This window comes from Pseudonocardia sp. CA-142604, assembly GCF_050948475.1.
In the GTDB taxonomy this organism is placed as follows: domain Bacteria; phylum Actinomycetota; class Actinomycetes; order Mycobacteriales; family Pseudonocardiaceae; genus Pseudonocardia; species Pseudonocardia alaniniphila.
Genome location: NZ_CP192045.1, coordinates 3,204,837 through 3,217,388, shown reverse-complemented (window position 1 = coordinate 3,217,388; position 12,552 = coordinate 3,204,837). Strand labels below are relative to the sequence as shown.

At 67.1% G+C, this 12,552-nt stretch carries 10 protein-coding genes; 8 read left to right on the top strand and 2 right to left on the bottom strand.

The window, feature by feature from the left end; all coding sequences use genetic code 11:
• Positions 1-8 precede the first annotated feature (8 nt).
• The 7 genes from ACQPZQ_RS14805 (at position 9) to ACQPZQ_RS14775 (ending at position 8,015) form a co-directional block, all read left to right on the top strand.
• The gene (locus tag ACQPZQ_RS14805) at positions 9-1,154 is read left to right on the top strand and encodes a hypothetical protein (protein ID WP_433295979.1); all 1,146 of its coding nucleotides are present in this window, start codon (positions 9-11) and stop codon (positions 1,152-1,154) included.
• Positions 1,151-2,644, top strand: a complete 1,494-nt coding sequence (locus tag ACQPZQ_RS14800) for an SCO6880 family protein (protein WP_433295977.1) — start codon at positions 1,151-1,153, stop codon at positions 2,642-2,644. The genes ACQPZQ_RS14805 and ACQPZQ_RS14800 overlap by 4 nt, the downstream gene beginning before the upstream one ends.
• An 18-nt stretch (positions 2,645-2,662) precedes the next feature.
• Positions 2,663-4,090 (top strand): hypothetical protein, encoded by a 1,428-nt coding sequence (locus ACQPZQ_RS14795; RefSeq protein WP_433295975.1) that lies wholly within the window; start codon positions 2,663-2,665, stop codon positions 4,088-4,090.
• Positions 4,087-5,919: a type IV secretory system conjugative DNA transfer family protein gene (locus ACQPZQ_RS14790; protein WP_433295973.1), complete on the top strand. Its 1,833-nt coding sequence runs from the start codon at positions 4,087-4,089 to the stop codon at positions 5,917-5,919. The genes ACQPZQ_RS14795 and ACQPZQ_RS14790 overlap by 4 nt, the downstream gene beginning before the upstream one ends.
• Positions 5,906-6,403, top strand: coding sequence for a DUF4913 domain-containing protein (locus ACQPZQ_RS14785; RefSeq protein ID WP_433295971.1), 498 nt, complete (start codon positions 5,906-5,908; stop codon positions 6,401-6,403). The genes ACQPZQ_RS14790 and ACQPZQ_RS14785 overlap by 14 nt, the downstream gene beginning before the upstream one ends.
• 5 nt (positions 6,404-6,408) lie before the next feature.
• Entirely contained in the window at positions 6,409-7,563 is a 1,155-nt protein-coding gene (locus tag ACQPZQ_RS14780) for a transglycosylase SLT domain-containing protein (protein WP_433295969.1), read from the top strand.
• Positions 7,564-7,667: 104 nt separating this feature from the next.
• On the top strand, positions 7,668-8,015 hold the full coding sequence (locus ACQPZQ_RS14775) for a hypothetical protein (protein ID WP_433295967.1): 348 nt from the start codon (positions 7,668-7,670) through the stop codon (positions 8,013-8,015).
• A 553-nt stretch (positions 8,016-8,568) separates the two neighbouring features.
• Here ACQPZQ_RS14775 and ACQPZQ_RS14770 read toward each other — a convergent pair.
• Positions 8,569-10,119, bottom strand: a complete 1,551-nt coding sequence (locus tag ACQPZQ_RS14770; RefSeq protein ID WP_433295965.1) for a hypothetical protein — start codon at positions 10,117-10,119, stop codon at positions 8,569-8,571.
• A gap of 673 nt (positions 10,120-10,792) precedes the next feature.
• Here ACQPZQ_RS14770 and ACQPZQ_RS14765 point away from each other — a divergent pair.
• Positions 10,793-11,743, top strand: a complete 951-nt coding sequence (locus tag ACQPZQ_RS14765; RefSeq protein WP_433295963.1) for a hypothetical protein — start codon at positions 10,793-10,795, stop codon at positions 11,741-11,743.
• A gap of 64 nt (positions 11,744-11,807) precedes the next feature.
• Here ACQPZQ_RS14765 and ACQPZQ_RS14760 read toward each other — a convergent pair whose 3' ends face one another.
• A complete protein-coding gene (locus ACQPZQ_RS14760; protein WP_433295961.1) occupies positions 11,808-12,320 on the bottom strand; it encodes a DUF2690 domain-containing protein in 513 nt (170 codons plus the stop codon).
• Positions 12,321-12,552: the final 232 nt, after the last annotated feature.

Sequence of the window (12,552 nt, the reverse complement as noted above, 5' to 3'; positions counted from 1 at the left end):
ACGCCCCCATGCAACCCGCAGACGGGTGCGGAACCTTCGACCTGGGTTGCCAAGCCGGCCAGGCGTTCGGATCGGTACTGCAGAGCATGATCGCCGAGGTCGCGCGCGGCGCAGCCGAACTCGTGGTGACCACCGCGACGTGGTGGGTGGAGACCGACAGCGTCGACCCCCGCGATCCCGCCGTTGTTGCCGCGCAGGGCGCCACCCGGGACCTGATTCTGATCATCCTGGTCGCTTCGGTGCTGGTGCAGTCGATCCGGCTCATACTTTCCCGTAAGGGCGAGCCATTGATCATGGTGGCGACCGGGCTCATCCGCTACGCGGTCGTTTCAGCGCTCGGGTTGGTGATCTTGCAGAGCGCGCTGCGCGCCGGCGACGCTCTGGCCAGTCAGCTGCTCGACGGTGCCGCGAACAACTTCGCCCTGCTCATGCAGCAAGTCCTCACCGATGGCGACGCCACGTTCCTGGTGCTGCTCGTCTCGTTGATCGCCGCGGTGCTCTCACTCGTGCAGTGGGTGCTCATGGCGATGCGCCAGGCCGGGCTGCTGGTGCTGGCGGCGATGCTGCCCCTGGCCGCGTCGGGGTCCTTGACCCGCTCCACCCGGGGCTGGCTGGACAAACTGATCGTGTGGCTGATCGCAATGGTCGCCTACAAACCCGCGGCCGCGTTCATCTACTACATCGGCTTCTCTTACCTGTCCTCCCCGAGCGCGGCTGAGGGCGGCAGCACCGCGACGATGATCACCGGACTCATGGTGCTGCTACTCGCGGTGATCGCGATGCCGGTACTGCTGAAGTTCTTCGCCTGGTCCGGCACCCAGATCAGCGGCGGCGCCGGCAACGGCTCCGGGTTCCTCGGCGCCGCCGGCGCGATCGCCATGACCCAGGGCCACGGAGCAAGCGGGGCAGTCGGACGAGCCGCCACGATGGAGGCCAACGGCCCCGGCTCCTACGCAACCTTCGGCGGTCAGGCAGCTCCGAGCGGTGCCGCTTTCAGCAGCGGACAGGTGGGCCCCGGCGCTGCCGCTGGTGCAGGCTCGGCCGGTGCAGCCTTCGGTGGCGCGGCAGCTGCCGCGGGCATCGCGGCGACGAAGGCCGCTCAAGGCGCCGCCGGCCAGATGCTCGGCAAGCCCGATGCGGGAGACCGCGAATGAGCATCAACAACTCTCGAAGCCTCGACAATGGGCCGCGCCTGTTCGGGAACTGGCGCGCCGAACGCGGCTGGGGCATCGGATCGCTGTCCACAACTTCGACAATCGTGCTTTTTGGCGCCGTCCTCGCCCCGCTGCTGGCGGTTTCTGCCGTCCCGTCCGCGACCATCCCGCTCCTCGGCGCCTCTGCCCTAGTCATTGCAGCGGTGGTCGTGCGCGTCGGCGGCGTCAGCGCCACCGACCTGGTGCTGCGCTGCGTGCGCTTTCACCGGGCGCGGGTGGCTGGGTGGACGGAGCTGTCCGCGGGGGTGCTGACCGAGCATCCCCGAGCGGCGGACCTCCCCGGTGTGCTGGCGCCGCTTCGCCCCCTCGATGTCGATGACGGCCGCGGCGGGCGGCACGCCCTGCTGTGGCACCGCCGCACCGGCACGCTGACCGCGGTCCTGCGCTGCTCCCCCATCGGCCTCGACCTCGCCGACCCCGATCGCGCCGACACCTGGGTCGCCGCGTGGGGCGCCTTGCTGGCCGACCTGGGCTACCTGCCGCTGATCCGGCACATCGCCGTCACCGTGGACACCGCCCCGGCCGGTGGCACCACGGTGCGCGACCACGTCGCCCGCGAACTCGACCCGGCCGCTCCCGCTCTGTCGCAGCGGATCCTGGCCGAGCTCGTGGATCTCACCCCGGCCACGACCGCGGACATTGATACCCGCGTCTCGGTGTGCCTCGACCCTGCTCGTGCCACTCCACGCCCCGCTGATCTGCTTGCCGCGGCGGTGGAAGTCGGGCGCCGTTTGCCGGCGATCGAGAACAGCCTCGCCTCGTGTGGCGTCGCCGTCCTCGGCCGCGCCTCCACCGGCTGGATCACCGGCCGCATCCGCGCCGCGTTCGATCCCCACCTGCGCCCTGACATCACCCGCCTCGCCGACAGCGACTCGATCCTCGCCTGGCACGAGGCCGGGCCGGTCGCGGCCCGCGAGCGTTGGGACAACTACCGTCACGAGGGCGGCCTGTCGGTCACCTGGGCGTTGCGGGAGGCACCGCGGCAGGCCGTCGGCTCCGGCGTGCTCGCCCCCTTGCTCGCCCCCGGCCCGTTCCCCCGCCGCACCACGTGGCTGTACCAGCCCTACCCGGCCGATCAGGCCGCGGCGAAGGTGGAAGCCGAGGTCACCTCGGGGCAGGTCCGCCGCGCCTGGGCCGAACGCACCCGCCGCGACGAAACCCAACGCGAGCGCGACGACCGAGCCCGCGCTCTCCAGTCTGCGCGCGAAGAGGCCCAGGGCGCCGGGGTTGGCCGCTTCACCCTCTACGTCACCACCACCGTGACCCACGACGACAACCTGCCTGCTGCCGTCGCCGACGTTGAGCAGCGCGCCGGCCAATCGAAACTGCGGCTACGCCGCCTACGCGGGGCCCAGGCCGCCGGCTTCGCCACCGCGCTCGGGGTCGGCATCGACCCGGCCGACCTGCTCACCCACCGCCGCGGCCGCTGACCACAAAAGGATCACGCGATGACCACACCCGACCACGACCCGATCCCCCGCGCCTGGGGATGGCCCGTCCGCGGCGGCGGACGCGCCGGGCACGTCGAAGCCGGGCACCACTTCGCCGCCACCACCAGCCAGGTTTGCGGGCTGTTCCCTTTCGCCACCCCGTCTGGCAGCGACGTGCGCGGCGTCCCCATCGGCCGACACCTACACACCGCCGAACCGGTCGGACTCGACCCCGCACACTGGCTACGCACCGGCCTGGTCTCCAACACCGGAGTCTGGGTCCAAGGCCAGCCCGGCATCGGGAAATCCTCGATCACCAAACGCATGCTCACCGGCCTGGTCGGATTCGGTATGCGCGCGGTCATCCCCGGCGACGTCAAAGGCGAGTACACCGCCCTGATCACTGCCCTCGGCGGCTCGGTCTGGCACATCGGCCGCGGCCTGCACGCGCTCAACCCGCTCGACGCCGGCCCGCTTCGGGCCGCGATCACGTCTGCCTCGGCTACCGACAGCACCCGCCTGCTCGAGACGCTGCGAGCGCGGCGATTGTCGCTGCTCGAGGCGCTGATCACGATCGTCCGCCGAGACGAGCCGGATGTCACCGAGCGCCGGCTGCTCGGGGCGGCGCTCGATATCGCCGTCGATGCCGCGCACGGACGCGAGCCGCTCATTCCCGATGTGTTCACCGTGCTGCTGTCCGCCGCAACCCCGCTCCAGCTGATCGCCGCATGCGCCGACGACATCGACTACCGGTGCCTGACCCGCTCGCTGACCAACGCCCTCGGGCTCCTGTGCGAGGGCGCGATCCGCGGCATCTTCGACCGCCCCAGCAGCGCCAGTTTCAACCCCACCACCCCGGCGCTGTCCCTGGACATCAGCGCACTGGACGACGATGACGACGACGTCGTAGCCGCCGCGATGCTCTGTTCCTGGGCCTGGTCCGCCGCCCTGACCGACGCCGCCGCCTACGGCGAACAGCGCCGCAACGTGGTGCAGGTGCAAGACGAGCTGTGGCGCGCCCTGCGCGTCGCTCCCGGGCTGGTGGAGAGGTCGGATCGGATCACCCGCCTCGGGCGACACCGCGGCGTCGTGTCGTTCCAAGTCACCCACTCCCTCGACGACCTGGAAGCCCTGCCCACCGAATCCGACCGCGCGAAGGCCCGCGGCATGGCCTCCCGCAACGGCGTGCTGCTCCTGGGCGGAATGGCCGAGAAAGAACTCGACGGACTGCGCCGGATCACCGCGCTCAGCCAAGGCGAGGCCGCGCTGATCACCTCCTGGGCCGCACCCCCAACCTGGCATGCCGGTCGCATCCACCCCGGGCGAGGCAAGTACCTGATCAAGTCCGGACAACGGGTCGGCCTCCCGGTCGCGCTCACCCTGACCCCGACCGAGATCGCCTTGCACGACACCGACCGCGCCTTCCACCGCAACGAGCAGCCGTGACACCCGGCCTGCTCCGCGAGGCGACGGCACCACTGCTGCTCGTCGGCGCAATCGGGTCGGTCTCAGTTCTCGTTGGAAACACCTGGGTGGCTTCGGGCGCCGCCGCGCTGGTCGGCACCGGTGTCTGGTTCGCGCCCGAGGCGAACGTCGAACTGCTGGTCCGTCTCGTGCGCGACGGCGCGGCCGGAGTGCTCGCGCCGGGCGCCAGCCCGGCCGCGTTCTACAGCCTCTTCTCGCTGCTGCTCATGGTCGAGGCGTGCCCGGCGCTCGTGATCGGACGCGTCATCGCCAGGCGCGGACGCCCGGGCGATCCGCAGCGCGCGATGCTGCGCTCCACCGAGCTGGGCGACCTGACCGGCGCCGCCGCGGTCCGCCGGGCCCGACAGCTGCGACCCGCCGCGCGCGAGTTCGGCAGCTCCGATCATGGGCTGCGGCTGATGTCGGTCGACCGGCATCCGGTGTCGATGTCGTGGGAGGACGTCGGGCTGGTCATCATGGGCCCGCGGTCGAACAAGACCAGCGCGCTGGCCGTCCCCACCGTGCTCGCCGCACCCGGCCTGGTCGTCGCCACCTCGAACAAAGCCGACCTGTGGGCCCTGACCTCCGGGATGCGCGGGCAGGCCGGTCCGGTGTGGACGTTCGACCCACAGCGCATCGCACATGCTCGGCAGACCTGGTGGTGGGATCCGCTGCGCAGCATCGCCGACGCTGACCCTGCCGAACGCGTCGAAGCCGCCGCGCGGCTCGCCGGGCACTTCATCGCCACCATCGGCGGCGACCGACGTGACCCGTTCTTCCACGCCGCCGGAGAGCAGGTCCTCACCGCCACCCTGCTCGCCGCCGCGATCAGCGGCGGCACCCTGCGCGACGTCCTCGCCTGGCTACAACCCGGCCGCCGCGACGCCATCGCCGCCCTCGACAACGCCGGAGCCGGAATGGAGGCCGCCGACCTCGAAGCCACCCTCTCCGGGGCCGACGTCACCACCAAAGGCATCTTCCAAACCGCGCGCACCGCCACGAAAGCACTCACCTCCGAGCGCCTGCTGCGCTGGATCACCCCACCCCACACCTGGCGCGACCCTCCCGAACACGACTGGCCGGGCGAGCTCGACCTGTGGGACCTGCTCGCCGCCGCCCGCACCGGGCGCGCCACCATCCACCTGCTGTCCAAGGAAGGCGCCGGCACCGCCGCGCCCGTCGTCACCGCGCTCGTCGACCGCATCCTCGAGATCGCCGAACTCCTCGCCCAAGCCTCCGGCGGCCGCCTCGAACCACCCGTAGTCGCCGTCCTCGACGAAGCCGCGAACATCTGCCCGATCCGCGCGCTCCCCCAGCTCTACAGCCACTACGGCTCCCGCGGCATCCAGGTCCTCACCATGCTGCAGAGCTACCAACAAGGCGTCGGCGTCTGGGGCGAACAAGGCATGCAAGCCCTCTGGTCCGCCGCCACCATCAAAATCATCGGAGCCGGCGTCGACGACCACAGCTTCCTGCAACGCCTCTCCGGGCTCATCGGCGACCACTACGTACCCCGCGTCTCCACCAGCGTCGACCGCGGACGCACCTCGCGCCAATACTCCCACGCCCGGGAACCGATCATGCCCTCCTCGGCTCTCCGGGCGCTCGCCCGCGACCGAGCCGTCCTGCTCACCACCGGACGCCGCCCCGGTCTCGGACACCTGCACCCCTGGTACCGCGAACGCGACCACACCGACATCAGCGACTACTCCCACACCGCACTCGCGGAGCTCAAGCGCGCCGCCGCAGCAGCACTCGGCCCCGACAACCCCGTCAACCGCCCGAAGGAGCCAGAGGATGACCACGTCTGACGACCGGCTGATCGCCGAGCTGTGCGCCCGCGTCCAAGCCCTCGAAGCCTGGCGCACCCACCAGTCCGATCAACTCGACGAACTCCTCAGCAACATCCCCACCGCCAAGCCCGTCGACATGACACTCGCCGAGGACGACGACCAGCTCAACACCGACGCCCTGATCGACTGGGTCCACGACACCGTCACCTCAGTAATCGCCCGACCCCTGCGCGGCGAACTCACCTGGTGCCCGCTGTGGTGGGAACACCCCGAAGCCGTCTTCCGCCTCGAAGCACTCCGCCGCGCCTGGACCGAACTCGCCCCCGAACCCGGCGCCGCCATGTCCATCTGGATCCGCGACCACCTCGACCCCTGCCTACGCGAACTCCTCACCCCCCTCGGCCCCTTCGCCGACTGCACCCACAACGAGCGCTACCGCGCCCTCAACGGACACACCCCACTCCCGACACTGCCAACAAAGACACCAGAACAGACCGGGTGAAGCTCGTGCGCACAGCTGCCATCGTCGGCGCTGGCCTCGTCACGGCACTGCTCATTCCCCTGCTCGTCGTCGGCGCTCTGCTGAGCGGTTTGAGCACCTCGGCATCGTCGATCGGGGTCAACACAGCGGCCATCCCAGCGCTGGCGGCTGAGTCCCTCGACGTCATCACTTCAATCACCAGCACCAGCTGCCCCGAACTCCCGCCGGTCTGGGTGATCGCCCACGTCCAAGCCGAGTCCAGCTGGAACCCCACCGCATTCAGCACCGACCGCAACGGCGGCGCCGCCGGCCTCTACCAACTCAACGAGACGAACTGGCGCGAGGCCGGCGGCGCCACCTGGACCAGCAACCCACCGCCACCGAGTGCCGACATCCTTCGCCCGCAGGAACACCTGCGCGTCGCGATCCCGTGGATCTGCCGCAACCTGCGCCTCGCCACCGCGCACCTACGCGCCACCGGGAAACCAACGACACCGCTAGACGGCATGCTGGTCTGCCACATCGCCGGATGTGGCCGCCTCACCGGCTCGGCGACTGGCATCCCGAGCCCAGGCGAAGCGGACTGCGACACCTCGTGCATCGAACTCATCAGGAAGTACATCGACCACGTTCACGAGCTCGTCAAGCAATACAGCGCCCCAGCAGGCCCCGTCTCCATCAACGATCTCCCGGCACCGACATCATTCACAGCAGCCAGCAACACCTGCACCGCCACCGACCCCACCGGCGGACGCTGCCTCACCCCCGCCACCCGCCACGCCCACGACGAAATCATCCGCGCCTTCGGCAAGCCCGGACCCGACGCCCCGATTCGCTCCGCCGGCTGCTGGGACGAACACGCGTGGAACCCTGACAGCGACCATTCCCGCGGAACCGCGTGCGACTACTTCCCGGCCAGCGCGGGACGATTCCCCGAGGGGGACGACCTCCAGAACGGCTGGCGACTCGCAACCTGGCTCCGAACTCACGCCGCAGCACTCCGGGTGAAGTACGTGATCTGGCAGGGCCGGTTCTGGTCACCCGACACACCCGACACCAACGGCTGGGGACGGCCCTACACCGGCGGCGGAATCTACGACCCCAACGACGCCACCGGCGGCCACTACGACCACCTACATCTCAGCATTCTGAACGGAGATGGACTGGCTCCACAGCGCTAGCCCCGCGTCTCGGAAGTGGATCGACGGGTCGAGAGCGAGCCGCTCTCACACGAAGGCAAGGGACGGGATCGACGTGTCACTCACAAGTCTGAGACGCTCCTCCCATGGATCTTCGTGAGCTGACAGCGCAGGTGGAACGTGTATCCCGCCAGTATGCCGCGGAGTTCGGAATTGAGCGGACCAGTGACTGGCAGATCATGAAGCTTCACGAGGAGGTCGGTGAGCTCACGCAGGCACATCTGATGCGGCAGGGACAAGCGCGGTCGAAGGGTCTGAGCGCGGCCGAGCTGGATGCGAAGTTCGCTGCCGAGATCGCCGACGTCCTCTGTCACACGTTGCTCATCGCCCGACATCACCACATCGACGTCCAGAGTGAAGTCGAGCGGAAGTGGCTGGCTCGGGCGAAAGCGCCACTGGAACCTTTCCCGGCGGGCGACAGCACCTCTCCCTGAGGTGGTGACCTCCTTGCGGCGCTGGCTGTTCTTGCGCGCGTCGGGCCTTACAAGACGGAGACCACTGGGAGCCCTGGCCAGGGAAATGCAACAGGGCTAGGGGAATCTGGTTTCGTCTTAGATCTCACTGACTCGCACAAAAACCCAGCAAGAGACGTAGCCGTGAAAACCCTATTCGATCAGCGTCTTGCGAAATTCCACGCTCGATCTAGAATGCAAGCGCCAGGCTAAGCCATCGGCTCCCCGCTCAGCAACACAACCGTGACACCGACTCGCCATTGAAGGGAACGACGTCGGGACCGAGGATGCATCAGCACGCGCTAACGAGCCAGCCTCCAGCGTTGATCTCAACGGAATTGCCCACAGCGAGAGCGCGCCACTCGGCGCGCAAGTTCGGCCCGCGATGAAGCCACCTACGACCTTTGGAAGCCCGGTCTGTAACGCAATGCTCACCCGAGTGCGGGGTCCAGAACTCAAGACCGAGGCGACTGAAAAGTCCGCACTCTACGCACAACACTTTTTGGATTGGGGTACCGACAACACCCGCACTACTTCAAGGAGTTGGACCACGCCCCACGTCCTGAATAAGCAATTCAAGTGCACTAATGCATGCCTTCGCGAGGTCAGCGTTCGCAGGCTGCCCAGATCGAACCGAAAGGCCAGGATGCACGTAATTGCGCCACGGCCTGCAGGTGAAGTGGACGAACTTTGCAGTTTCCTGATCAATAAGCCGCCTGGGAACAGTATCCTTATTTCTATCCAACTGTTGATTGAATTTTGGGCAGCACGCTTCTATCAGCTGACTCAGGTTCTTCTTCAGCAGGGATCCATGGTCTGCCGACGGTTGATCAGCTAACAACGCGGCCAAGAGAGTGCCCTCGATCGCTGCACCCGCCATAACGACCGCCGCCCTATAATTCCTGGATGCCAGGCATCTACTAGCCTCGTCACGATCCTTCTCGATGAATTCGCGCAGTTGCGGATTTCCGACGAATCCGAGAGGGTCGAGTTCCGCTGCCCTTTGCTCACCGATGCGCTGCTCAACATCCGGGATCAGCCACCATTCCCCGTCAAGGCGAACGGAAACCGATCCGACTCCCTGCTCTGCGGGCAGTCCGGACCGCCAGTGCATCAACGAGGCCCGAAGATGGAAGGATTCCGACAATCTTTCCCATGTCAATCGATTAGCGAAGCTGCTTGCCATCGTCAGCGATGGCGCTTCGATCCAGCGCGCCAAGATGCCCCGTAAGGACGCAGAGAACTTGGGCGACTCCATAGAGAAGTTGGTGTCATCCCTTAAGAATAAGCGGGCAAAGTGCGCCAAGATCGCCAGGTCAGAAACTTTCGCGAGCCGACCATAGTGCGGACTCCGATAATTCCACTTCGGGAGTACATGGATAATGCCTTGAGAGTTGACAAGCAGAAGCTCCGAGGGCGCCTTCTCATTTAACGACGAGTTCTCTTCATATATCTTGTCGACGACCCGCTCGCCCAGTTTCGCAGACTCCGGGACGCCCGTCAGTAGAGACGCGATACTCTGCCGATCCCTCGCAAGCAGGCCTGGCATCCCCGACTGATCAGTAGGGACCTGAAGACTTAAGGAGAAGTAGTCTTCGTATGAGACGCTCAGTTCTCCGCCCCGATCTGCCTGAGCGAGAGCCAGGACGGCTCGTATGGCTGCATCAACTGCAGGCAGCTTTCGCGGAGTCCTCAGAGCCCGCAAGTCCGAATAGTTCGGCTTACCCTCACAAGTCGTCAGCTCGGCGCGACCTCTTACCCTGGCGACCACGACTCCGCCGGGGAAAAGTTCACCTGACACGGAAGTTATAATGAAGGATTCGGAATTGTCGAGACTCAAAGGCCCATACGGCGGCCTCGTTCGCTCTCTTGAGGACGACAGGCCGTCCATAGAACGCGACAGAAGCCGATGAAATCCATCAGCCGGGTTCAACAGGTAGGGAACAATCCGATCTCGAATCGGAACGTTGAACTGCTCGCTTACTTTAGGGTGCGGCTTCACATTGAAGTACTTGCGAACCCGCGCATCGGGCCACGAAAGCGATTCGATAGCCGCGACGCCCAACCATTGGACTTCGACGATCATCGGCTCCCCCATTCGTAGCGCGCCGGGGAATCGAACCCCGTCCGTGGCCAAAGCCACGTCCACCCCATCAGTGGCCGCGCTGCGTCCTGACCGTACGAAAGCTACATCAGCGCGAAGAGCGCCACGCCAGCGGCCAGGGCAACCGCGGCGGCTCGGGGCAGAGCTGGACGACGTCGGCTGCCGGTCGCCTCGAGGGCTGTCCCGGGCCGCGGCGCGGTCGGGCGTCGCCAGGTCGACGGGTTGGCGCACGAGCCCCGGCGTTTCCTGCGTACCAAACTCGCAGCAAATGGGCCGCGGGCACCCGTCGCGGCCCGCGATTCGCCATCACAAAGGCCTAGCTCAAGCGGCCCGGGCCGGTACGCGCCTTCAGCAGCCGAGAGCCCCCGTGCGCATTCACACCGACTTGTTCAATGCCGGCAGGAGATCAGGTCTGCAGGCTCAACCCGGGGGCGAGGAGACGGTCCACGGCGGTGATCGTGTCGGCGCAGTCATCGGACATGACGGCTATCGTGTCCCGCCGACGTCGACAACGTGGCAACTTCGCACACCTGCTGGAGTGACATCGTCGGCGGCACGCGGCACGCGGCACGCAATCAACCTCACGCCTGCAAGACCGGACTATGCGGATAGTCCGCCGCAGGTCAGCGCGCTGTGACCTGCATATCGTCCCGAGGTGCTCCGCCCGCCCGTACAACCGATGGTCGCCCGACCAACGTCGAACCTGCCCACAGCAGGCCCGTGGGCGTTCGAGCCCAAGTTCGACGGATTCCGCGCGATCGCCACCGCCGACCGTCGGCGAGTACGGCTGCGCTCCCGCCAGAACCGCTCCCTCACCCGCTACTTTCCCGAAATCGTCGCCGCGATCGCCGACCGGTTCGCCGGCCACATCGTGCTCGACGGCGAACTCGTCGTGTGCCGAACCGCTGGACTGGATTTCACGGCGCTGCAGCGCCGCCTCACCGACGCACGCCACGCCGCCGAGACACCCGCCACCTTCGTCGCATTCGACGTCCTCGCCGCAGGGAACACAGACCTGCGCACCTACCCCTACCGGATCCGCCGAGCTCTCCTCCTGCAACTGCTCGACGACGCCGCCCCGCCGCTCGCGGTCGTCCCCATGACCACCGACAGCCAGGCCGCCCACGCGTGGCTCACCGGGCACCTCGACGCCGGGATCGAGGGCGTCGTCGCGAAATGCCTCGACCACGGCTACCTCCCGCAACGGCGCGCCTGGCGAAAGGTCAAGACCAGAACCAGCACAGAGGCAGTCGTCGGCGGGGTACTGGGCCCGCTCAACACGCCGGTCGCGCTGGTCCTCGAGCGCCGCGACAAGGCCGGACGCCTGCGGGTGGCCGGGCGCACCGGCCCGCTTTTTCCCCGCGACGCCCGGCAAGCCATAGGCGCCGTGCCGCACCCCGCCGACGACCAGCACCCCTGGCCCGCCGTCCTGCCCCCGGCGAGGTTCAGAGACGCAGCCCCCGTCGAGTACACGCGGGTGGAACCGTCAGTCGTCGTGGAACTCGCCGTCGACGCAGCAGCCGACATCGTTCGGGGTCGGCCCGTCTGGCGGCACCCAGCCACCTTCCGCCGAGTCCGCCACGACCTCCAGGTCGACGACCTGTAAGCACATCCGCTGGGCCCCCTTGGTTCGGGAAGCGGCTCTGAGGCCTACATTCCCCGACTGGTCGTTAGTGCCAGGACGTGCAGCCTTCGAGCACGTATCCCGTGCTTGCTGAGAGATCGAACGTAGCGAAGCATCCTCGGACGTAATACCGGAAGCTCAGGAGGTTAGTCCAATTGGCACCGCCGCTGGCATTCCCAAGCGAGTACTCGTCAGTTGACCCGCTTCCTCGGCTTGCCTCTAGCACGACACCGCAGTCACGAGGAAGACAGGTGCCGCCCGTGGCGCGAACCCAGGCAGCATCGCAAGCGGGCGAGTATCGAAGTTCCATGAGCGTTCCAGCCAAATCGGCGTTGGCTCCCTCATAAACGAAAGAGTCGATTGTTCGACCGTCTTCAGTGCAGCCAGACGCCATCGGGTCCTGATAGTTGCAGCCAGGTCCCTGGCAGGTGGCGGCCAGAGCGGTCGGTGTCAACGCGAAAGTATCGATGCTCGCGAATAGCGCGGTCACAACGAGCAAGTGCGTCAATAGGACGAGCCGAATGCAGGCTCGGCCACATACCCTGGTTCGTCCTCGCATGACCCCTCCTGTATGTCGTCCCCGGACGGTCGTCCGCTGGCACATGGTCACCGCAAATCAGCGTGCTGTTCGCTCCAGATAATGTCGTCGACGACCGTTGATCTCTTCAGTATTCTTGATCGACCTACCTTGATGAGGTCGGCAGCCTTGCGGCCATCACCAAGGACGTGATCGTGAGCCAAGCACTGCTGTCCGCTTGCTGTAACGGAAATACATGACAGCGCCCTGCCGA